A 21,135-nucleotide genomic window follows, 5' to 3' on the forward strand; every position below is an offset into this window, starting at 1 on the left:
CGTGGGGTGTCAGCGGGACGAAGTACTCTTGAGCCCATGCCTGAACGCCGTACCGTCGCACTCGTCACCCTTGGCTGCGCCCGTAACGAGGTGGACTCGGAGGAGCTCGCAGGCCGTTTGGAGGCGGACGGCTGGCAGCTCGTGGAGGACGCCGAGGACGCGGACGTCGCCGTCGTGAACACCTGTGGCTTCGTCGAGGCCGCCAAGAAGGACTCCGTCGACGCCCTCCTGGAAGCCAACGACCTCAAGGGACACGGCAGAACCCAGGCCGTCGTGGCGGTGGGCTGCATGGCCGAGCGGTACGGCAAGGAACTCGCCGAGGCCCTCCCCGAGGCCGACGGTGTGCTCGGGTTCGACGACTACACGGACATCTCGGACCGGCTCCAGACCATCCTCAACGGCGGCATCCACGCCTCGCACACCCCGCGCGACCGGCGCAAGCTGCTGCCGATCAGCCCGGCCGAGCGGCAGGAGTCGGCCACCGCGGTGGCACTGCCCGGGCACGCCCCGGCCGACCTTCCCGACGGCCTCGCTCCGGCCTCCGGACCGCGGGCGCCCCTGCGCCGCCGTCTGGACGGCTCCCCGGTCGCCTCCGTGAAGCTCGCCTCCGGCTGCGACCGGCGCTGCTCCTTCTGCGCCATCCCGTCCTTCCGCGGCTCCTTCATCTCCCGCCGCCCGAGCGACGTGCTGAACGAGACGCGCTGGCTGGCCGAGCAGGGCGTGAAGGAGATCATGCTGGTCTCCGAGAACAACACCTCCTACGGCAAGGACCTCGGCGACATCCGCCTGCTGGAGTCGCTGCTGCCCGAGCTCGCCGAGGTGGACGGCATCGAGCGGGTCCGGGTGAGCTACCTCCAGCCCGCGGAGATGCGGCCGGGCCTGATCGACGTGCTGACGTCGACCCCGAAGGTCGCGCCCTACTTCGACCTGTCCTTCCAGCACTCCGCGCCCGGCGTGCTGCGCGCGATGCGCCGCTTCGGCGACACCGACCGGTTCCTGGAGCTGCTCGACACGATCCGCGGCAAGGCGCCCGAGGCCGGCGTGCGCTCCAACTTCATCGTCGGCTTCCCCGGCGAGAGCGAGTCCGACCTCGCCGAGCTGGAGCGCTTCCTGAACGGCGCGCGGCTGGACGCCATCGGCGTCTTCGGCTACTCCGACGAGGAGGGCACCGAGGCGGCGACCTACGAGAACAAGCTCGACGAGGACGTCGTCGCCGAGCGGCTGGCCCGTGTCTCGCGGCTGGCCGAGGAACTCGTCTCGCAGCGCGCCGAGGAGCGCGTCGGCCAGACGGTGCACGTGCTCGTCGAGTCCGTCGACGACGAGGAGGGCGTGTACGGCCGCGCGGCGCACCAGGCGCCCGAGACGGACGGCCAGGTGCTGCTCACGAGCGGCGCGGGTCTGAGCAGCGGCCGTATGGTCGAGGCGAAGGTGGTCGGTACGGAGGGTGTCGACCTGGTGGCCGAGCCGCTCGAGGGCTCGTTCGCGTCGCCGGCGAGTGAGGAGGCGGGCAGATGACCGGTGTTCCGGCATCCGCGGCGGGAGGCTCCTCCGGCGCGAGGAGGGCAGCGGCCGGTGCGGCCTCGGGGAAGGTTCCCGGGACCGCGATGGGCCGTGGGGTCGCGCGGTCGGCCGAGGGCGGAGCGCCCGGTGCGACGCCTGGTGCACGGCATGGCGCGGCGTCCGGGACGGGTGACAGTGCGGCGGCCGTCGGTGACGGTTCGGAGAGCGCCGTCGTCGACGCGCAGGACGACGGCAGGCCCGCGCGGGGCGGGAAGCTGGCGGCCGCGGCCGTCAACCAGGCCAGCGTCTGGAACGTCGCCAACCTCCTGACCATGCTCCGGCTGATCCTGGTACCGGCCTTCGTCGCGCTGATGCTCGCGGACGGCGGGTACGACCCGGCGTGGCGGTCCCTCGCCTGGGCGGCCTTCGCCATCGCCATGATCACTGACCTCTTCGACGGTCACCTGGCGCGCACGTACAACCTGGTCACGGACTTCGGGAAGATCGCCGACCCCATCGCCGACAAGGCGATCATGGGGGCGGCGCTGATCTGTCTGTCCGCGCTCGGCGATCTGCCGTGGTGGGTGACCGGCGTCATCCTCGGGCGGGAACTCGGGATCACTCTCCTGCGTTTTGTGGTCATCCGGTACGGCGTCATCCCCGCCAGCCGCGGAGGCAAGCTCAAGACGCTCACCCAGGGCGTGGCCGTGGGCATGTACGTGCTGGCGCTGACGGGGTGGCTGGCCACCCTGCGGTTCTGGGTGATGGCCGCGGCGGTCGTTCTGACCGTGGTGACCGGGCTCGACTATGTGAAACAGGCCATTGTGCTGCGCAGGCGGGGAATCGCCGAGCGCAAGGCCGCGTTGGAGGAGAAGGAAGCGTGAGTTCCACGGCCACTGACGTGGTGCGACTACTCACGGTGAAGGGCAGGACGCTTGCCGTCGCGGAGTCGCTGACCGGTGGTCTCGTTGCGGCGGAGATCACATCCGTGCCCGGGGCGTCCAAGGTCTTCCGGGGCTCGGTGACGGCCTACGCGACCGAACTGAAGCATGAACTGCTGGGTGTCGACACCACCCTGCTGGCGGCGCGAGGAGCAGTGGATCCCCAGGTCGCGGCCCAGATGGCGGCCGGAGTGCGCAAGGCGCTCGGCGCGGACTGGGGCATCGCGACCACCGGTGTCGCGGGCCCCGAGCCGCAGGACGGACAGGCCGTCGGGACGGTCTTCGTCGCCGTGGACGGACCCCTGAGGGCCGATTCCGGTTCTGCCGGCGGCGGAAAAGTGGAGGGTCTGCGGTTGAACGGCCACCGCGAGGAAATTCGTAGAGAGAGTGTACGGAGCGTACTCGCACTGCTCCTGGAGGAGCTTGCGGGCGAACAGACTGGGAATGAGCGGGCACAGGATACGGAACGGAACGGGGGGTTTTGATGTTTGCAGCCCTGAGTGAACACGACATCGCTCCCCGCACGGCCGCGGCGCAAGGCGGTACGGTGGGGCGTAATGGATGCGGCTACGCGGTCCGAGGAGGGAGCCACCGATGATTCTGCTCCGTCGCCTGCTGGGTGACGTGCTGCGTCGGCAGCGCCAGCGCCAGGGCCGTACTCTGCGCGAAGTCTCCTCGTCCGCCCGAGTCTCACTCGGCTATCTCTCCGAGGTGGAGCGGGGGCAGAAGGAGGCTTCCTCCGAACTGCTCTCCGCCATCTGCGACGCGCTGGACGTACGGATGTCCGAGCTCATGCGGGAAGTGAGCGACGAACTCGCCCTTGCCGAGCTGGCCCAGTCCGCTGCGGCCACCCCCAGCGAACCTGTGCCCACGCCGGTTCGCCCGATGCTGGGTTCCGTTTCGGTGACCGGTGTGCCACCGGAACGGGTGACGATCAAGGCGCCCGCCGAGGCGGTGGACGTCGTTGCCGCGTGACGCTTCGCGCGTGCGTGGCATGAACGAGCGGCGCTGACCAGGCGCCGAGACTGGTGAGGCCCCGGCCGGGGTTCTCCGGGAGATCCGGAGAGGTGTCGGTCGGGGTTTTCGCTTGCCTGCGGACTGCCGGGCAGAGTCGTGCCCGATTTGTTTGCGTTTGCCGGTGGGGCGTGCGGCGGTCATCGTTGAGGGGATGGCGGGGGGCAGCCAACGGAGGTGCGGATGTACGTCGTGAAGAGCTCGCTGTCCGACGCGAGCCTGAAGACCGTGTCCGAGGCGTTGGAGGGCGCCCTCGTCGACCTGGTGGACCTCGCCCTCGTGGCCAAGCAGATCCACTGGAACGTGGTGGGGCCGCGCTTCCGTTCCGTGCATCTCCAGCTCGACGAGGTGGTCGACACCGCGCGGAAGCACTCCGACACCGTGGCCGAGCGCGCCGCGGCGCTCGGGATCCCGCCGGACGGGCGTGCCGCGACGGTCGCCGTCGGCAGTGGGATCGGTGTGACCCCCGAGGGGTGGGTCGATGACACGACCGCCGTGCGGACGCTCGTCGAGGCGCTGGGCGCGGTGATCGCGCGGATGCGGGAGCGGGTCGAGGCGACCGGTGAGCCGGATCCGGTGAGCCAGGACATCTTCATCGGGATCACGGCGGACCTGGAGAAGCATCACTGGATGTTCCAGGCCGAGAACGGGTGACCGGAGCGGGCGCGGCAGCGGGCGACGGGCCGACCGGGGGGGTCGCCGCTCGGGGTTTCGCGGCTCGCGGTTCCGCAGCCCGGCGCAGTGGGGTGCGCGGTGCGCCTGTGTGCCGTTGGTGCGCCCTGTCCTGCGGCCCGAGCGGCCGAATAGCGTCGGGCTGGAGGTGGCGGCCATGGCGGGGATAGGGCGCTGGGGGGCCCGCGGGGCTGTGCTGGGGCTGGGGGTGCTGTGGTGGTGGGCGGTGCTGCGGCTGGCGGTCGCGCCGGGGGCCGGGGTGCTGGAGGCGACGCTGGCGGCCGGGGGGTGGGGGCTGAGTGTGCTGCCGGTGCATTGCGTGCCGAAGGGGCGGGCCGAAGGGGCGGTTGGTACGGGGCGATGGCGGAGGGTGTGGGGGCCGGGGGCGGGGTGTGGTGTCGCGGCGGGGCGGGTTGCGTCGGGGGCGTGGGGGTTGCTACCCGGGTGGACGCGTGTGCTTTACCAGGGCATCGTCACACCGCCGTTCGGGCGGATGATCTGGCCTGTCGTGAAGGCCGAGGCATCGGATGCCAGGTGCAGGACCGCGTGGGCGATGTCCTCGGGGGCGCCGACCCGGCCCAGGGGTGACATGCGGGCCATGACGGACTCGGTGTGGGCCTGGGCCTCGCTGTCGTGGCGGTCGGTCATGGGGGTACGGATCCAGCCCGGTGCGACCGCGTTGACGCGGATGCCGTGCCGGCCCACCTCGGTCGCGAGGGTCTTGGTCAGCTGGACCACCGCCGCCTTGGCCGCCCCGTAGCAGAGCAGGCCGGGGCCGCCGGTGTCGACGGCACCTGAAGCCATGGTGACGATGCTGCCGCCGGTGCCCCGGGCGATCATCAGGCGGGCCGCCTCCTGGCAGGCGTACAGCACTCCCTTGAAGTTGACGTCGAGCACCCGGTCGAGGTCCTCGTCCCGGGTCTCCAGCACCGGGCTGCTGTGCATGATCCCGGCGATCGCGGCCAGGACGTCCAGGCGTTCGCAGGAGGCGATGGCCTGCCTCAGCCGGGCGCGGTCGGTGACGTCGAGATCGTGGGTGCGGGCGGTGCCGCCGCCGGCTTTGATCAGGGTCGCCGTCTCGTGCAGGCCCCCGGGGTCACGGTCCGCGCAGTGCACGATGGCGCCCGCCTCCCCGAGCAGGAGCGCCGAGGCGCGGCCGATGCCGCTCGCGGCGCCGGTGACGAACGCGGTGCGGCCGGTGAGGGCGTACGCCGTGACGGGCATGCAGGGACCGTACGAGAGTTTCTGACGGGTCGTCAACTGGTGCGGCTACGCCGGGTCGGGGAAGCGGCCGGTGCGGGGCCCGGCTGGCAGGCGGGGCACCAGTACGTGGGGCGTTCGCGGGGGCCGTCGCCCTGGTCGGCGACGCGGACGGAGGTGTGGCAGCGCAGGCAGGGGCGGGGAGCCCGGCCGTACACGAAGAGGTCCTGGCCGCGGCGGCCCGTCGTACTGCGGATCGGGCGGTCGCGGTTGGTCTCCAGCAGCTTCCTGGCGAGCGCGGGCAGCTTGGCGGCGCGCTCGGCGGGCAGGTCGCCGACGGGGAGCCAGGGCGTGACGCCGAGCAGGAAGCACAGCTCGCTCTTGTAGACATTGCCGATACCGGCGAGGTTGCGCTGATCGAGCAGGGCCTCGCCGAGGGGGCGGGCGGGGTCCTGGAGGAGATTGGCCAGGGCCCGGTCGGGGTCCCAGTCCGGGCCCAGGACGTCGGGGCCCAGATGGCCGACCGCGCGGTGCTCGTCGGTGGTGCGCAGGAGTTCCAGCACGGGGAGGCGGTAGCCGACGGCCGTGTGGTCGGCGTTGCCGAGGATCGCGCGGATCTGGTGGCCGGGGCCGCCGCTCCAGCGCCGGCCCTTCTCGTACACCTTCCAGGAGCCGTCCATCCGCAGGTGGGAGTGCAGGGTCAGGCCGCCCTCGACGCGGGTCAGGAGGTGTTTGCCGCGCGGGGTGACGTCCAGGACCGCGCGGCCCGTGAGGTCGGCCGTGGCGAGCCGGGGCACCCGGAGGTCGCTGCGGGTCAGCACCTTGCCCGCGAGGGCGCCGTGCAGCCGCCTCGCGGTCTGCCAGACCGTGTCGCCTTCGGGCATGCGTCAAGGGTGGCACGGAGGTGGGGCTGCTGGTCGGTCGCAGGCGGTGTGGTGATCAGGCGCGCAGGCGGAGGCCTCGGGGGGTCGCGATGAAGCCCACTCCTTCCAGGAGGGTGCCGATGGGGGAGGTCAGGGCCTGGGCGCCGTTGACGCGCTCCACCGTGACCGTGCCGAGGGAGCCCGCGCGGGCGGCTGCGGCGAGTGCCTCGGCGGCGGTGTGGAGGCGGAGGTCGTCGGTGGGGTCGCCGTCCGGGTCGGTGGTCCAAGCCAGCAGGGTCTTGCCGCCGCGCTCCATGTAGAGCGTCAGCTCACCGTCGACGAGCACCACCAGGGAGCCCGCCTTGCGGCCCGGCTTGTGCCCGGCGCCGGTCGGGGGCTCGGGCCAGGCCAGGGCGGCGCCGTACGCGTTCGCCGGATCGGCGGCGGCCAGGACGACGGCCCGGGAGGCGGCATCCAGGCGGGTGCGGTGGCCCGGGAAGCCGGGACCGTACGCTGCGCGTCCGCCGTTCTGCCAGGGCGGGGTGCCCTGCGGGGCGTAGTCCCGGGGTGAGACGTACTCGTCCCGGGTCGGCTGGGGGGCCGGGGTGACGTAGGCGGGGCCGAGGTCGGGGAAGCCGTCGGGGCCGGGGCCGTCGGGGTGGTCGTTGGAAGGGAGTGGGTCGTCCTGTCCGGCGAAGTCATGGGCGGGGAACGGGTCGGGGCCGGGGCCCGGAGGGGGGCCGGGCAGGTCCTCGCCGCGATCACGGGCGTTGGACACCGCGCGCAGGCGGTCCACGGCACCGTCCATCGCGAACTGTGCGGCGCCGAGCCCCTCCACCACGTAGCCGCGGCGGGCCTGGCCGCTCTCCTCGAAGGCGGACAGGACGCGGTACGTCGCCGAGAACCCGCCCTCGACGCCCTCCGCCGAGACCGCGCCCCTGGTCACCACGCCGTGCCGGTCGAGGAGCGTGCGGGCGAGGGCGTGGGCCCGCACCGTGGGGTCCGGCTCGTGGGCCGGAAGCAGGGACCAGCGGCCTGCGACCGTCGGTGGGCCGGAGCGGGAGGCGGCGGGGCGGGCCGCGGCCGTCAGGGAGCCGTAGCGGCCGCGCGGGACCGCGCGCTTGGCGCGGTGGGCCGTGGAGCCGGCCGTGCGGCCCGAGCCGAGCAGGGAGCGCATGGGAGCGAGCGTGTCGTTGGTCAGGCGTCCGGACCAGGCCAGGTCCCAGAGGACGTCGGCCAGTTGGGGATCGGTGGCGTCGGGCTGGGTGGTGGCGCGGACCTGGTCGGCGATCTGGCGGAAGAACAGGCCGTAGCCGCCGGAGAGGGCGTCCAGGACGGACTGGTGGAGAGCGGTCAGCTCCAAGGGGTGCGGGGGCGGCAGGAGCAGGGGGGCCGCGTCCGCCAGGTAGAGGGAGACCCAGCCGTCCTTGCCGGGGAGGGAGCCCGCCCCGGCCCAGACCACCTCTCCGGCGGCGGTGAGCTCGTCCAGCATGGCCGGGTTGTAGTTCACGAGCCGGGAGGGCAGGACCAGCTTCTCCAGGGCGGAGGCGGGCACGGACGCGCCCTGCACCTGCTCGATGGCGCGCACCAGGCCGTCGACGCCGCGCAGGGAGTGGCCCTTGCCGATGTGCTGCCACTGGGGAAGGAACTGGGCGAGTGCGGCCGGCGGCACCGGCTCCAGCTCGTGGCGCAGGGCGGCCAGGGAGCGGCGGCGCAGGCGGCGCAGCACGGCCGCGTCGCACCACTCCTGGCCGATCCCGGCCGGGTGGAACTCGCCCTGGACGATCCGGCCCGCCGCGGCCAGCCGCTGGAGGGCGCCCTCGGTGACGGCCACGCCCAGGCCGAAGCGGGCCGCCGCCGTGGTCGAGGTGAACGGGCCGTGGGTGCGGGCGAAGCGCGCGAGGAGGTCGCCCAGCGGGTCCTTGACGGGCTCCGTGAAGGCTTCGGGGACGCCGACCGGCAGGGCGGTGCCCAGCGCGTCGCGCAGCCGGCCGGCGTCCTCGATCGCCGCCCAGTGGTCCCTGCCCGCGATCCGGACCCGGATGGCGCGGCGGGCACCGGCCAGTTCCTGAGCCCAGTGCGGTTCGGCGCCCCGCTCGGCCAGCTCCGCGTCCGTGAGCGGGCCGAGGAGGCGGAGGATGTCCGCGACGCCTTCGGCGTCCTTGACGCGGCGGTCCTCGGTGAGCCACTGAAGCTCCCGCTCCAGCTCCGTCAGCACCTCCGCGTCGAGCAGTTCGCGCAGCTCCGCCTGGCCCAGCAGCTCGGCCAGCAGCCGTGAGTCCAGCGACAGGGCGGCGGCCCGGCGCTCGGCGAGCGGAGAGTCACCCTCGTACAGGAACTGGGCGACGTAGCCGAAGAGGAGGGAGCGCGCGAAGGGGGACGGCTCGGCAGTGGTGACCTCGACGAGGCGCACCTTGCGGGACTCCAGGTCGCCCATCAGCTCGACGAGTCCGGGGAGGTCGAAGACGTCCTGGAGGCACTCGCGGACCGCTTCCAGGACGATCGGGAACGAGCCGAACTCGCTCGCCACCTGGAGCAGCTGGGAGGCGCGCTGGCGCTGCTGCCACAGCGGCGTGCGCTTGCCCGGGTTGCGGCGCGGCAGCAGCAGCGCGCGGGCGGCGCACTCGCGGAACCGGGACGCGAACAGGGCCGAGCTGCCCACCTGGTCGGTGACGACCTGGTCGACCTCTCCCTTGTCGAAGACCACGTCCGCCGCGCCGACCGGTGCCTGCTCGGCGTCGTACTCCCGGCCCATCTTGACCGGCTCCTGGTCGAGCAGGTCCAGGCCCATCAGGTCGGCGTCCGGCAGGCGCAGCACGATGCCGTCGTCGGCGTGCATGACCTGCGCGTCCATGCCGTAGCGCTCGGAGAGCTTCGCGCCGAGCGCGAGGGCCCAGGGGGCGTGCACCTGGGCGCCGAAGGGGGAGTGCACGACCACGCGCCAGTCGCCGAGCTCGTCGCGGAAGCGCTCCACGACGATCGTCCGGTCGTCCGGGACGTGCCCGCACGCCTCGCGCTGCTCGTCCAGGTACGAGAGCACGTTGTCCGCCGCCCAGGCGTCCAGGCCGGCGGCGAGGAGGCGGAGCCGGGCGTCGTCCTTGGGCAGTGAGCCGACCTCGCGCAGGAACGCGCCCACCGCCCGGCCCAGTTCCAGCGGGCGGCCCAGCTGGTCGCCCTTCCAGAAGGGCAGTCGGCCCGGTACGCCCGGGGCCGGGGAGACCAGGACGCGGTCGCGGGTGATGTCCTCGATGCGCCAGGAACTGGTGCCGAGCGTGAAGACGTCGCCGACACGGGACTCGTAGACCATCTCCTCGTCGAGTTCGCCGACCCGGCCGCCGCCCTTCTTGGGATCGGCGCCCGCGAGGAAGACGCCGAAGAGGCCGCGGTCGGGGATCGTGCCCCCGGAGGTGACGGCGAGGCGCTGCGCGCCGGGGCGGCCCGTGATCTCGCCGGTGACGCGGTCCCACACCACGCGCGGGCGCAGCTCGGCGAAGGCGTCGGACGGGTAGCGGCCGGCCAGCATGTCGAGGACCGCCGTGAAGGCGGACTCGGGGAGCGAGGCGAAGGGGGCCGCCCGGCGGACGGCGGCGAGGAGGTCGTCGAACTGCCAGGTGTCCAATGCCGTCATCGCGACGATCTGCTGGGCCAGGACGTCCAACGGGTTGGCGGGGACCCTGAGGGACTCGATCGCGCCGGTCCGCATGCGCTCGGTGACCACCGCCGCCTGGACCAGGTCGCCGCGGTACTTGGGGAAGACCACGCCGGTGGAGACCGCGCCCACCTGGTGGCCCGCCCGGCCGACGCGCTGCAGGCCGGAGGCCACCGAGGGGGGTGATTCGACCTGGACCACCAGGTCGACCGCGCCCATGTCGATGCCCAGTTCGAGACTGGACGTGGCTACGACCGCGGGGAGGCGGCCCGCCTTGAGGTCCTCCTCGACCAGGGCACGCTGCTCCTTGGACACCGAGCCGTGGTGGGCGCGGGCGATGACCTGTGGCGCGCCCTGGGCGGCTCCCGAGCCGCCCATGAGCTCGGCGGGGGAGTGGTGCTCGTCGAGGGTCTCGCCCGTGGCTCGTTCGTACGCGATCTCGTTCAGGCGGTTGCACAGGCGCTCCGCGAGGCGGCGGGAGTTCGCGAAGACGATCGTGGAGCGGTGGGACTGCACGAGGTCGGTGATCCGCTCCTCCACATGCGGCCAGATCGACGGGCGCTCGGCGCCCTCCGAGCCCTCCGCCACCGGGGAGCCGCCCAGCTCGCCCAGGTCCTCGACCGGGACGACCACGGAGAGGTCGAACTCCTTGCCCGACTCCGGCTGGACGATCTCCACCTTGCCTCGGGGCGAGAGGAAACGCGCCACCTCGTCGACCGGGCGGACCGTCGCGGAGAGGCCGATGCGGCGGGCGGGCTTCGGGAGGAGGTCGTCCAATCGCTCCAGGGAGAGCGCGAGGTGCGCACCGCGCTTGGTGCCGGCGACCGCGTGCACCTCGTCGAGGATCACCGTTTCCACGCCGGTCAGCGCGTCGCGCGTGGCCGAGGTCAGCATCAGGAACAGTGATTCGGGGGTGGTGATCAGGATGTCCGGCGGGCGGGTGGACAGGGCGCGGCGCTCGGCGGCGGGCGTGTCGCCCGAGCGGATGCCCACCTTGACCTCGGGCTCGGGCAGGCCCATCCGCACGGACTCCTGGCGGATGCCGGTCAAGGGGCTGCGGAGGTTGCGCTCGACGTCCACCGCCAGGGCCTTCAGGGGGGAGATGTACAGGACGCGGCAGCGCTTCCTGGGGTCGGCGGGGGGAGGGGTCGAGGCGAGCTGGTCCAGGGCGGCGAGGAAGGCGGCCAGGGTCTTGCCGGAGCCGGTGGGGGCGACGACCAGCACGTCCGAGCCCTGGTGGATGGCCTGCCATGCGCCGGCCTGGGCGGTGGTGGGCGCGGAGAAGGCGCCCGTGAACCAGGCGCGGGTCGCGGGCGAGAAGGTGTCCAGGGCTCGGTGTGCGTGGCTGGCCATGCGTCCATCGTGCACCTCGCCACTGACAACGGGTGCCTCCGGCGGTTGGGCTGCGGGTGCCGGCGGCGGTTGGGCCGGGGGCCTGCGGCGGCCGGTGCGGCTTGGTGGGGGCTTGTGTCACGCCTGTGCGGTGGGAGTGCGCGGCCCGTTGCGCGGACAATCGTCGTATGACTGAGCGTGCGCGGCACTGGCAGTACGACGACCTGCCCGGGGTGGATCTGCTGCTGGCCCGGTATGTGCGGAAGACGTTCGTGCGGCATACGCACGAGAACTTCGTGATCGCTGCCATCGCCGACGGGGTGGAGGTGTTTCACCACGGTGGGGGCGATCAGTACGCGGGAGCCGGGGCGCTCGCGCTGGTGAATCCGGATACTCCGCATACCGGGCGGGCCGGTGTGCCCGAGGGGTGGCGGTACGGGGCCGTGTATCCGTCCGTGGAGGTGGTGGCGGAGATCGCGGCCGAGACCACGACGCTGCGGGGGACGCCGGGGTTCGTCAGCCCGGTGGTGGATGATCCGTATGCCGCCGGGCTGGTGCATCAGGTGCTGCGGGCTGCCGACGAGGGCGACGCGCTGGCCGCGGACACGCTGCTGCGGGTCGCCGTGACCAGGTTGCTGCGGCTGAACGGTGGGCCCATGCCACGGCGGGAGGTGCGGACCGCGGGGGCCCGGATCGCGGCACGCGCGCGTGGAGTGCTGGAGGAGCGGATGGCTCGGCCGCCGAGCCTGGAGCGGTTGGCGGCCGAGTTCGGGACCAGTCCGTTCGCGTTGCTGCGGGCCTTTCGGGACAGCTACGGGATGCCGCCGCACGCGTGGCTCACAGATGCGCGGGTACGGCGGGCGCGGCGGCTGCTGGACCTGGGGACGGCACCCTCGGAGGTCGCCGTGGCCGTGGGATTCACCGATCAGCCGCATCTCAACCGGCACTTCAGCCGGATGGTCGGTGTGCCCCCGGGGGCCTACCAGCGGGAGCGCAAGAACGTACAAGACCTGCGGTAGCGGCTCCCCGTAGCGTGCGGGGCGTGGCAGATCGGACAGCTCTCACAGATACAGACACCGGTGACAAGGCGGACCGGGCCGTCGTGCGGGACGCCCTCGGCGTCGGGGTGGCCGTCGGGCTCTCCGGGTTCGCCTTCGGGGTGACGTCGGCCGGCGGCGGACTCACGCTGATGCAGACGTGCGTGCTCAGTCTGCTGGTGTTCACCGGGGCGTCCCAGTTCGCCCTGGTGGGAGCCCTCGCGGCCGGCGGCGGCCCGTTCACGGCTGCTGCCGGGGCCTTCTTCCTGGGCGTGCGGAACGCCTTCTACGGCCTGCGTCTGTCGCAGTTGCTGGCACTCCCGCGCGCGGTGCGGCCGTTCGCCGCCCAGTGGGTGATCGACGAGACGACCGCCGTCGCGCTGGCCCAGCCCACGCGGCGCGGGGCGCGGATCGGATTCGTCGTGTCCGGGCTGAGCCTGTACGTACTGTGGAACCTCACCACGCTGCTCGGGGCCCTGGGCGCCGGGGCCATCGGGGACACCGACGCGTGGGGGCTGGACGCCGCGGGGCCCGCGGTGTTCCTGGCGCTGCTCGCGCCGATGCTGAAGACCGGCACCGAGCGGGCCGTCGCCGGGCTCGCCGTGCTGCTGGGGCTCGGGCTGCTGCCCGTGCTGCCCGCCGGGGTGCCGGTTCTGACAGCCGCGCTGGCGGCGCCGGTCGTGCTCTGGGCGGACGGCCGGCGCAGGGGACAGGGGGACGAGGGGTGAACGTCTGGATCGCGATCGGTGTGACCGTCCTCGGGTGCTACGCCGTCAAGCTGGCCGGGCTGCTGGTGCCCGCCGGGGCTCTTGAGCGGCCCGTCGTCAAGCGCCTCGCCGTGTTGCTGCCCGTCGCGCTGCTGGCGGCCCTCACGGCCCAGCAGACCTTCGCCGACGGGCAGGTGCTGGTGCTGGACGCGCGGGCCGCCGGGCTCGCAGCCGCGGCTCTGGCGCTGGTGCTACGCGCCCCGTTGCTGTTCGTCGTCGCGGCGGGCGTGCTGGTGACCGCAGGAGTGCGGGCCATGGGCGTGGGGTGATCAGCCGACGGGGCGGCCGTGGGACCGGAGCGTGCGCAGGGCCTCGACCGTCACCACGGGGCGTGCCTCCAGGGCGGGCGCCGGGGCCCAGTGGCGCCATCGGACGGGCCAGCCGCCGTCCTCCTGCTGCTGGGCCGCGAGGTGGTCCAGGGAGCGTGTCATCTCGTCGTCCGTGAACCACGCGCGCGCGAGCGAGTGCGGTGTCCCCGCGTAGTCGTGCGGGAAGTGGTGCTCGCCCGGGGCGTAGCCGGGGGAGACCGGATACGAGTCCAGGTCGTCGGGATCCAGGGCCGCGAGGCGGTGTGCGCGTACCAGGCGGCCCAGGCGGTCGGCGGCCGCCTCCGCGCGCGGGCGGTCCGGGGCGGAGTCGAGGAAGGCCACGGCGGCCTCGATCTCGTACGGGTGGGACTTCTCCAGGGACTCGACCGCCTGCCAGCAGAAGTCCGTGGCCCGGAACAGCCAGGCGTGCCACACCTCGTTGCGGTGCAGCAGCCCCACCACCGGCCCGGTGGCCAGGAGAGCGCTGGGCGGGTCGTCCACGACCGGCACGAAGGGGGCCGTCGGGTAGCCGCGCTGGCTCGGGTGGATCGCCGGGAGGGCGCCGTCCGCTGTGGACACGGACGTCAGGTAGCGGCACATGCGTTCCACGCGCTGTCCGGCGCAGCGTCCCACGGCGTCCAGGACGCGCAGGGCGTGGGCGGTGTGCAGCGGCTGGCTGACCGGGCCGCGCAGATCGGGCTCCAGTGCGTGGCCGTACCCGCCGTCCTCGTTGCGGTAGGCGTCCAGGGCGGTCTCCACCGGGTCGGCGGCGCCGCCGAGGAAATGGTGGGCGAAGAGGCGCTGCTCGAGCACGCGCGCGGTGAGCCAGACGAAGCGTTCCGCGCGGGCCACGGGGGTGAGCGGCGGGGGCGACTGGGGGAGTGAGGGAGCTCCTGTTTCGGCCATGGCTCAGACGGTAGGGCGGAAAACGGTGCCGGCAGGCGGTCCCGGCTCAGGCCCACCCTCAGGAGCGGGATACTGGAATCATGCGGTTGACGGTCTTCTGGGAGCGGATGGCGGAGCACTTCGGTGCGGGCTACGCCGACACCTTCGCACGCGACCATGTGATGTCGGATCTCGGCGGGCGCACCGTCCACGAGGCGCTCGACGCCGGCTGGGACGCCAAGGAGGTCTGGCAGGTGGTGTGCGTGGTGATGGACGTGCCGAGGGAGAATCGTTGACCCGTCGGGGAGACCGCTGACCGAGGGCCCACGAAGATCGCAGGCGGGCAGACGGCTGTCGGTGGCGTGGGCGAGACTTGGTGCGTGGCACCCACTGACGAGACCGGGCAGGAAGCCCAGCAGTCCTCCCCGTCCGGTACGACACCGCCCACCCCGCCTCCCGTCGGCGGGACCGCCGGGCCGAACAACCGTATGCCGCGCTGGCTGCCGCGCGCCCTGGTCCTCGCACTCGCCCTCGTCGCCGTGTTCCAGCTGGGCAGTTGGGCCTTCCACCAGCTCACCGGCCTGCTGATCAACATCCTCATCGCGTTCTTCCTGGCGCTCGCCATCGAACCGGCGGTGAGCTGGATGGCCTCGCGCGGCATGCGCAGAGGACTGGCCACGTTCGTCGTCTTCATCGGCGTGATCGTCGTCTCGGCGGGCTTCGTCACGCTGCTCGGTTCCATCCTCGCGGACCAGATCATCAAGATGATCGAGGGCTTCCCGGCCTACCTCGACTCCGTCATCAACTGGATCAACACACACTTCAAGACCGATCTGAAGCGCGTGGACATCCAGGAGGGCGTGCTCCGTTCCGACTGGCTGCGCAACTACGTGCAGAACAGCGCCACAGGTGTCCTGGACGTGTCCGCCCAGGTCATCGGGGGTCTCTTCCAGCTGCTGACGATCGCGCTGTTCTCGTTCTACTTCGCCGCGGACGGACCGCGACTGCGCCGGACGATCTGCTCCCTCCTGCCGCCCGCACGGCAGGCCGAGGTGCTGCGCGCGTGGGAGATCGCCGTGAACAAGACCGGCGGCTACATCTACTCGCGCGGCCTGATGGCGCTGATCTCCGGCGCAGCGCACTTCGTCCTGTTGCAGGCCCTGGACGTGCCCTACGCGCCCGTGCTCGCCGTCTGGGTGGGCCTGGTGTCGCAGTTCATCCCCACCATCGGCACGTATCTCGCGGGCGCGCTGCCCATGCTGATCGCGTTCACGGTCAACCCCTGGTACGCGCTGTGGGTACTGATCTTCGTGGTGATCTACCAGCAGTTCGAGAACTATGTGCTCCAGCCGAAGCTGACGGCCAGGACCGTCGACATCCACCCCGCGGTCGCCTTCGGCTCCGTCATCGCGGGCACTGCGCTCCTGGGCGCCGTCGGCGCGCTGATCGCGATCCCCGCCATCGCCACGCTCCAGGCCTTCCTGGGGGCGTATGTGAAGCGGTACGACGTCACGGACGATCCCCGGGTGCACGGCCATCGCCGACGCGGGGAGGGGCCGGGCCTCGTCACGCGCGCCAGGCAGCTGTGGGCACGGCGGCCCGAGAGGGGACGGCCCGAGGGCGGGGGCTCCGGGAAGAGCCCGGCCTGAGTCGCTGCGCCCCTGCCTCACGGAGGTGCCGCGTGGGGCGCTTGACACGAAAATCGAACATCCATTCTTATGGAGTCTCCGGCGAAGCTCAACGACGGGCATTTCGACGTACTTTGGGTGGAGAAGTGCCCGAGTTATCCACAGGCCGGACGTGCGTCGGGGCGCATTGTCAGTGGCAGGCGTTAGCGTCTTTGACGTGAAGCGATCGACTCAAGCAAATCGGGTGGAACCCATGGCAGGAACCGACCGCGAGAAGGCCCTGGATGCCGCTCTCGCACAGATTGAACGGCAATTCGGCAAGGGCGCGGTCATGCGCATGGGCGACCGGACCAAGGAGCCCATCGAGGTCATCCCGACCGGGTCCACCGCCCTCGACGTGGCCCTCGGTGTGGGCGGCCTGCCCCGCGGCCGTGTCGTGGAGATCTACGGACCGGAGTCCTCCGGTAAGACCACCCTGACCCTGCACGCGGTGGCGAACGCGCAGAAGGCCGGCGGCCAGGTCGCCTTCGTCGACGCGGAGCACGCACTCGACCCCGAGTACGCGAAGAAGCTCGGCGTCGACATCGACAACCTCATCCTCTCCCAGCCGGACAACGGCGAGCAGGCCCTGGAGATCGTGGACATGCTGGTCCGCTCCGGCGCCCTCGACCTCATCGTCATCGACTCCGTCGCGGCGCTCGTCCCGCGCGCGGAGATCGAGGGCGAGATGGGCGACAGTCACGTGGGTCTTCAGGCCCGCCTGATGAGCCAGGCCCTGCGCAAGATCACCAGCGCGCTCAACCAGTCCAAGACCACCGCGATCTTCATCAACCAGCTCCGCGAGAAGATCGGCGTGATGTTCGGCTCCCCGGAGACCACGACCGGTGGCCGGGCGCTGAAGTTCTACGCCTCGGTGCGCATCGACATCCGTCGCATCGAGACCCTGAAGGACGGCACGGACGCGGTCGGCAACCGCACCCGCTGCAAGGTCGTCAAGAACAAGGTCGCGCCCCCCTTCAAGCAGGCCGAGTTCGACATCCTCTACGGCCATGGCATCAGCCGCGAGGGCGGCCTGATCGACATGGGTGTGGAGCACGGCTTCGTCCGCAAGGCCGGCGCCTGGTACACGTACGAGGGCGACCAGCTCGGCCAGGGCAAGGAGAACGCGCGCAACTTCCTGAAGGACAACCCCGACCTGGCCAACGAGATCGAGAAGAAGATCAAGGAGAAGCTGGGCGTCGGCGTGCGTCCAGAGGAGCCGGCCGCCGAGCCGGGCACGGACGCGGCGGTCTCCCCGGCACCGGCCGACGCTGCGGCGGCGGTTCCCGCCCCGGCAGCGGCCAAGCCCGCCAAGTCCAAGGCCGCCGCAGCCAAGAGCTGACCCGTGACTCGACGAACCGACTGGGCGGAGTACGAGTACACCGCCTCCGGTGCCCCACGGGGGAGGGGCACCGGAGGGGAGACGGGCTCGGCCGTGGACGGCGAGGACGCGCACGGGGACGACCGGCCGTACGGGGACGACGGGCCGTACGGGGATGCCTCCCAGGGCAGCGGCTCGTCCGACAGAGGCTCACGCGGAGGCGGCTCGTCCAGGGACGGCTCACGTGACGGTGGGTCCCCTGGCGGGCGTGGACGCGGGCGCCGTCGGCGTGGCTTCGGCGCGGCGGTTGCCGAGGACGGAGGTTCCCTCTCCTCGTCGAGGGCCGAGCAGGGGGAGCCTCCAGGGGACCCGGTCGAGCAGGCTCGGGCGATCTGCCTGCGTCTGCTCACCGGGACCCCGCGGACCCGCAAGCAACTCGCCGACGCCCTGCGCAAGCGGCAGATCCCTGACGATGCCGCCGAGGAGGTGCTGTCGAGGTTCGAAGAGGTCGGCCTCATCAACGACAGCGCCTTCGCGGACGCCTGGGTGGAGTCCCGGCACCACGGCCGGGGGCTGGCCCGGCGTGCGCTCGCCCGGGAACTGCGGACCAAGGGCGTCGACTCCATGCTGATCGACGAGGCTGTCTCCCAGCTCGACTCCGAGCAGGAGGAGGCGACCGCGCAGGACCTCGTCGCGCGGAAGCTCCGCTCCACTCGGGGGCTCGACCGGGACAAGCGCCTCCGCCGCCTCGCGGGCATGCTCGCCCGCAAGGGCTACTCCGAGGGCATGGCCCTGCGCGTGGTCCGGCAGGCGCTGGAGGAGGAGGGCGAGGACACGGAGTTTCTGGGAGACGAGGGGTTCTGAGGCCAGGGCGAGACCCTCGTGGGCCCGCGCCCGCTGTCGAGCCGCGCGGTCACACCACCGGAAGCCCCGCCGCCCGCCAAGCCTGGAACCCGCCGACCAGATCGGTGGCCCGGTGCAGTCCGAGCTGGTGCAGGGACTGGACCGCCAGGCTGGAGGCGTACCCCTCGTTGCAGATCACCACGACGCGCAGGGAGTGGCTCGTGGCCTCCGGGAGACGGTGGCTGCCCTGCGGGTCGAGGCGCCACTCCAGTTCGTTGCGCTCGACGACGACGGCGTCGGGGATCAGGCCGTCCCGTTCGCGCAGGGCCGCGTAGCGGATGTCCACCAGCAGTGCGTCACCGGCCCGGGCGGCCTCGTACGCCTCCCGCGGCTCGATCCGCTCGTAGCCCGCACGCACGCGTTCCAACAACTCGTCGACGCCGACGGGACGTTGGACACCGCCACCGCCACCGTCGCTCACCCGCTCGTGCGTCGCGCTCACTGCCAGTCCTCCGGTCGCTCCACCTGCTCGAGCCGCAGGATCGGCCCGCTGCGGCTGTAGCGGCGGATCTGCGGCAGGGGCGGGTAGTAGGCGTGGACGGAGATCGCGTGCCGGTCGGGGGACTCGTTGAGCACCTCGTGGACGTGGTGCCGGCCGAAGGCGCGGCCCTGGCCGGAGGGCAGCCGGCGTTCGCGGTCGACATCGTCGGTGAGTTCCAGGGTCTTCCAGCCGTCGGTGGGCAGCCGCGCGGCGAGCGAGTACTCCGTGAGCTCGCCCGACGCGGTCAGGAAGGCGCCGACGGAGTCGGCGTGGTCGTGCCAGCCGGTGCCCGTGCCGGGCGGCCAGCCGATCAGCCAGGCCTCGCTGCCGCCGGGCCCGTCCAGCCGCACCCAGGTGCGGCCTTCCGGATCAAGCGGCAGGGAGGCGATCAGCTCGGTGTCGGCGGCCGTACGCCGCACGAAGTCGAAGAGGTCGGCCTGAGTGGGCGCCGAAACGGCGGCGGAGACCGAAGAGGAGCCGGAAGCAGAGCCGGAAGAGGAGACAGCGGGGGATGGGGAAGGGGATACAGACACGGGTGCCGTCCTGAAGGTCCTGATGAAGGGTTCGCGAGTCAGACGGGTCGGCCGCGGCAGACAGAGCGCGGCGCGCGCACGGAGGAAGAGTGATGCGAAGTCAGCAGGACGGGCGACACACGCAGCCCGCATAGCGGACGAGGTCCATATGGACCCTCCGCCACAGGCGCACACAGGTGTCGGTCACGCACCGGAGTACACCATGACCACCCGGACCGGTCAACTCACTGTCACCATGCGGACGCACGGTGACAGCGAGCACAGCACCCTCGGTATCGACGTCAGCGAGAGCCGGCCGACGCACCGGCCTCGGCCTGCGCCTTCGCCGGTCCGCCCACCGTGGCCTCCGCCGCCGCGTACAGGTCGTCCGGGCGCACTCCGCTCAGCGCGGTGACGAGGTGCCCGTCGGGGCGCACCAGGAGCACCGTGTGCGCGGCAGCGCCCGGATAGCTCTCGGCGACCAGCAGCTCGGCGGGGTGCGGCAGTGCCGCGACCGCGGCCGCGAGCCGGGGCATGATGCCGGCGCTGACCCAGTGCTTGCGCTCCCACACGCCCGTGCCCGGCGCGATCAGCAGCACCAGCAGCGCGCCGCGGCCGAGCCGGTCCCGCAGCCGGACGAAGGTGCCGTCCTCCGCGGTGACCCGCACGTCGGTGACCGGCGCTCCCGGCGGTGTGTCGACGGGGGTCTCTCCCTCGAGGTGTCGGGGCGCGAGGGGCGAGTCGGCGTACGCCCCCGGCGCGCCGAGCTGGCCGTGCCCCAAGTGACCGTCCGTGAGGAGCGCGTCGTGGCCCCGGGAGGAGCCGGGGACGTAGGAGCGCAGGCCTCCGCCGCCGCGCAGCAGCGGCAGCGCCTGGTCGGCGGCGCGCAGCCGGGCGGCGACGACCGCCCGGCGCTCGGTCTGGTAGCTGTCGAGGAGCGCCTCGTGCGGCCCGTGGTGCCAGGCCAGGGCCAGCTTCCAGGCGAGGTTGTCGGCGTCCCTGAGGCCCTCGTCCAGTCCGTGCGTGCCCAGTGCGCCCAGCAGGTGTGCCGCGTCCCCGGCGAGGAAGACGCGGTCGGCGCGCCAGCGGCGGGCCAGGCGGTGGTGGACCGTGTGGACGCCGGTGTCCAGCAGGTCGTACGGCGGGGTCGTGCCGCCCGCCCAGCCGGCCAGGGTCTCCCGGATGCGGGTCAGCAGCAGCTCGGGTGTGACCAGGTCCTTGCCGGGCGGCAGAAGCCAGTCCAGACGCCACACGCCGTCCGGCAGCGGGCGCGCGGTGACCTCGCCGGCCGAGGGGCCCGACATGCGCCACGGCGGCATGCGGTGCAGCAACGCCTCGTCGTGCCAGGGCAGTTCCGTACGCAGCGCGGCAACGGCGTGACGTTCCACCGCCGTACGGCCCGGGAAGCGGATGTCCTGGAGTTTGCGCACGGTCGAGCGGGGGCCGTCGCAGCCGACCACATAACTGCCGCGCCACCAGGTGCCTTTGGGACCGCGGGTGTGGGCCGTGACGCCCGAGGACTCCTGTTCGATGCCGTCGACGCGGCTCTCCACCGCGACTTTGACGAGCCGTTCACCGGAAAGGGCCGCGCGCAGGGCGTCGGTCAGCACGTGCTGGGCGATGTGCAGGGGAGCGGGCTCGGTGCCGTCGAAAACGATCTCGCGCATCACCTGTTTGCGCCGCATCGACCGCCATCCGGCCCAGTGGGAGCCGGCCTGTGACAGTGGCACGCCGGTCAGCCGTTCCATGAGGGCGGCGGTGTCCTCGCGCAGGACGACGGTGCGCGCCGCACGGGGTTCGTCCTTGCCCGGGCCCTCGTCGAGAACGACGCACGGCACCTCGTGACGCGCCAGCGCCAGGGCGAGCGTGAGCCCGACCGGCCCCGCTCCGACAATGATCACCGGGTCCACGGCGCGGCGCCCCCTGCCCGTGGTGTTGTCCTGAGAGACGTAGGTGAACAGGAAGTTGGAGCAGGGTGCACGATCACAGAACGTATGCAACCCATTGCCGGTGCTTGCGTCAAGTGACCGGAGGCCGGTGGCGATCATGCCGCCGCACCAAGGGTAGCCGGGAGACACGCTCG

19 protein-coding genes and 2 pseudogenes are annotated in these 21,135 nt (G+C 72.4%); 13 read left to right on the top strand and 8 right to left on the bottom strand.

The features are described 5' to 3' along the window. The first annotated feature begins 36 nt into the window (after nt 1-36). From rimO to PV963_RS33625, 6 genes and pseudogenes are all read left to right on the top strand, one after another. Entirely contained in the window at nt 37-1,515 is a 1,479-nt protein-coding gene (rimO, locus tag PV963_RS33600; RefSeq protein WP_274820211.1) for a 30S ribosomal protein S12 methylthiotransferase RimO, read from the top strand. Beyond that, nucleotides 1,512-2,384, top strand: coding sequence for a CDP-diacylglycerol--glycerol-3-phosphate 3-phosphatidyltransferase (gene pgsA / locus PV963_RS33605; RefSeq protein ID WP_274820213.1), 873 nt, complete (start codon nt 1,512-1,514; stop codon nt 2,382-2,384). Before rimO ends, pgsA begins: the two co-directional genes overlap by 4 nt. Continuing rightward, on the top strand, nt 2,381-2,926 hold the full coding sequence (locus PV963_RS33610; protein ID WP_274820215.1) for a CinA family protein: 546 nt from the start codon (nt 2,381-2,383) through the stop codon (nt 2,924-2,926). The genes pgsA and PV963_RS33610 overlap by 4 nt, the downstream gene beginning before the upstream one ends. 109 nt (nt 2,927-3,035) lie before the next feature. Then, entirely contained in the window at nt 3,036-3,416 is a 381-nt protein-coding gene (locus PV963_RS33615; RefSeq protein WP_003993396.1) for a helix-turn-helix domain-containing protein, read from the top strand. A 222-nt stretch (nt 3,417-3,638) separates the two neighbouring features. Then, entirely contained in the window at nt 3,639-4,109 is a 471-nt protein-coding gene (locus PV963_RS33620; protein WP_274820223.1) for a Dps family protein, read from the top strand. Between the two features lie 175 nt (nt 4,110-4,284). Beyond that, a pseudogene (locus PV963_RS33625) lies at nt 4,285-4,497 on the top strand (hypothetical protein); the annotation flags it as partial. A gap of 89 nt (nt 4,498-4,586) precedes the next feature. Here the strand turns inward: PV963_RS33625 and PV963_RS33630 are convergent. From PV963_RS33630 to PV963_RS33640, 3 genes are read right to left on the bottom strand one after another with little or no spacing between them, the layout of a single operon-like run. Further along, nucleotides 4,587-5,351 (bottom strand): SDR family NAD(P)-dependent oxidoreductase, encoded by a 765-nt coding sequence (locus PV963_RS33630; RefSeq protein ID WP_274820224.1) that lies wholly within the window; start codon nt 5,349-5,351, stop codon nt 4,587-4,589. Between the two features lie 32 nt (nt 5,352-5,383). Further along, a complete protein-coding gene (locus PV963_RS33635; protein WP_274820225.1) occupies nt 5,384-6,211 on the bottom strand; it encodes an Fpg/Nei family DNA glycosylase in 828 nt (275 codons plus the stop codon). A gap of 55 nt (nt 6,212-6,266) precedes the next feature. Then, nucleotides 6,267-11,192 carry an ATP-dependent helicase gene (locus PV963_RS33640; RefSeq protein WP_274820226.1) on the bottom strand — a complete coding sequence of 1,642 codons (4,926 nt, stop codon included), beginning with the start codon at nt 11,190-11,192 and terminating at the stop codon, nt 6,267-6,269. A gap of 167 nt (nt 11,193-11,359) precedes the next feature. On the opposite strand from PV963_RS33640, the pseudogene PV963_RS33645 reads away from it, so the two are divergent. The 3 genes and pseudogenes from PV963_RS33645 to PV963_RS33655 form a co-directional block, all read left to right on the top strand. Further along, nucleotides 11,360-12,181 (top strand): annotated as a pseudogene (locus tag PV963_RS33645) (AraC family transcriptional regulator); the annotation flags it as partial. A 32-nt stretch (nt 12,182-12,213) separates the two neighbouring features. Continuing rightward, nucleotides 12,214-12,936 carry an AzlC family ABC transporter permease gene (locus PV963_RS33650; RefSeq protein ID WP_274820227.1) on the top strand — a complete coding sequence of 241 codons (723 nt, stop codon included), beginning with the start codon at nt 12,214-12,216 and terminating at the stop codon, nt 12,934-12,936. Further along, on the top strand, nt 12,933-13,244 hold the full coding sequence (locus PV963_RS33655; RefSeq protein WP_274820228.1) for an AzlD domain-containing protein: 312 nt from the start codon (nt 12,933-12,935) through the stop codon (nt 13,242-13,244). Before PV963_RS33650 ends, PV963_RS33655 begins: the two co-directional genes overlap by 4 nt. On the opposite strand, the gene PV963_RS33660 is transcribed toward PV963_RS33655, so the two are convergent. Then, nucleotides 13,245-14,189, bottom strand: coding sequence for a hypothetical protein (locus PV963_RS33660; RefSeq protein ID WP_274820229.1), 945 nt, complete (start codon nt 14,187-14,189; stop codon nt 13,245-13,247). A gap of 80 nt (nt 14,190-14,269) precedes the next feature. Here PV963_RS33660 and PV963_RS33665 point away from each other — a divergent pair, with 80 nt between their 5' ends. The 4 genes from PV963_RS33665 (at nt 14,270) to recX (ending at nt 18,020) form a co-directional block, all read left to right on the top strand. Beyond that, nucleotides 14,270-14,464, top strand: coding sequence for a DUF3046 domain-containing protein (locus tag PV963_RS33665; RefSeq protein WP_274820230.1), 195 nt, complete (start codon nt 14,270-14,272; stop codon nt 14,462-14,464). An 84-nt stretch (nt 14,465-14,548) separates the two neighbouring features. Then, a complete protein-coding gene (locus tag PV963_RS33670; RefSeq protein ID WP_274820231.1) occupies nt 14,549-15,817 on the top strand; it encodes an AI-2E family transporter in 1,269 nt (422 codons plus the stop codon). A 232-nt stretch (nt 15,818-16,049) separates the two neighbouring features. Further along, nucleotides 16,050-17,177, top strand: a complete 1,128-nt coding sequence (recA, locus tag PV963_RS33675; RefSeq protein WP_274820233.1) for a recombinase RecA — start codon at nt 16,050-16,052, stop codon at nt 17,175-17,177. A gap of 3 nt (nt 17,178-17,180) precedes the next feature. Next, the gene (gene recX, locus PV963_RS33680; RefSeq protein ID WP_274820235.1) at nt 17,181-18,020 is read left to right on the top strand and encodes a recombination regulator RecX; all 840 of its coding nucleotides are present in this window, start codon (nt 17,181-17,183) and stop codon (nt 18,018-18,020) included. A gap of 49 nt (nt 18,021-18,069) precedes the next feature. Here the strand turns inward: recX and PV963_RS33685 are convergent, their stop codons facing one another. The 4 genes from PV963_RS33685 to PV963_RS33695 all read right to left on the bottom strand — a co-directional run bounded on the left by PV963_RS33685 (nt 18,070) and on the right by PV963_RS33695 (nt 20,962). After that, entirely contained in the window at nt 18,070-18,501 is a 432-nt protein-coding gene (locus tag PV963_RS33685; RefSeq protein WP_274820237.1) for a rhodanese-like domain-containing protein, read from the bottom strand. Beyond that, a complete protein-coding gene (locus PV963_RS33690) occupies nt 18,498-19,073 on the bottom strand; it encodes a cysteine dioxygenase (RefSeq protein ID WP_274820239.1) in 576 nt (191 codons plus the stop codon). Before PV963_RS33690 ends, PV963_RS33685 begins: the two co-directional genes overlap by 4 nt. Nucleotides 19,074-19,173: 100 nt before the next feature. Continuing rightward, nucleotides 19,174-19,377: a putative leader peptide gene (locus PV963_RS44095; protein WP_425540968.1), complete on the bottom strand. Its 204-nt coding sequence runs from the start codon at nt 19,375-19,377 to the stop codon at nt 19,174-19,176. After that, entirely contained in the window at nt 19,355-20,962 is a 1,608-nt protein-coding gene (locus PV963_RS33695) for an FAD-dependent monooxygenase (RefSeq protein WP_274820241.1), read from the bottom strand. The genes PV963_RS44095 and PV963_RS33695 overlap by 23 nt, the downstream gene beginning before the upstream one ends. Between the last annotated feature and the right edge of the window lie 173 nt (nt 20,963-21,135).

This window comes from Streptomyces coeruleorubidus (assembly GCF_028885415.1).
GTDB lineage: Bacteria > Actinomycetota > Actinomycetes > Streptomycetales > Streptomycetaceae > Streptomyces > Streptomyces coeruleorubidus_A.

Bases quoted from the DNA above. Each gene is read 5' to 3' on its own strand.
- PV963_RS33630 (WP_274820224.1), bottom strand. From the start codon at position 5,351: ATGCCCGTCACGGCGTACGCCCTCACCGGCCGCACCGCGTTCGTCACC.
- PV963_RS33665 (WP_274820230.1), top strand. From the start codon at position 14,270: ATGCGGTTGACGGTCTTCTGGGAGCGGATGGCGGAGCACTTCGGTGCG.
- PV963_RS33615 (WP_003993396.1), top strand. From the start codon at position 3,036: ATGATTCTGCTCCGTCGCCTGCTGGGTGACGTGCTGCGTCGGCAGCGC.
- recA (WP_274820233.1), top strand. From the start codon at position 16,050: ATGGCAGGAACCGACCGCGAGAAGGCCCTGGATGCCGCTCTCGCACAG.
- PV963_RS33635 (WP_274820225.1), bottom strand. From the start codon at position 6,211: ATGCCCGAAGGCGACACGGTCTGGCAGACCGCGAGGCGGCTGCACGGC.
- PV963_RS33640 (WP_274820226.1), bottom strand. From the start codon at position 11,192: ATGGCCAGCCACGCACACCGAGCCCTGGACACCTTCTCGCCCGCGACC.
- PV963_RS33660 (WP_274820229.1), bottom strand. From the start codon at position 14,189: ATGGCCGAAACAGGAGCTCCCTCACTCCCCCAGTCGCCCCCGCCGCTC.
- pgsA (WP_274820213.1), top strand. From the start codon at position 1,512: ATGACCGGTGTTCCGGCATCCGCGGCGGGAGGCTCCTCCGGCGCGAGG.
- PV963_RS33620 (WP_274820223.1), top strand. From the start codon at position 3,639: ATGTACGTCGTGAAGAGCTCGCTGTCCGACGCGAGCCTGAAGACCGTG.
- rimO (WP_274820211.1), top strand. From the start codon at position 37: ATGCCTGAACGCCGTACCGTCGCACTCGTCACCCTTGGCTGCGCCCGT.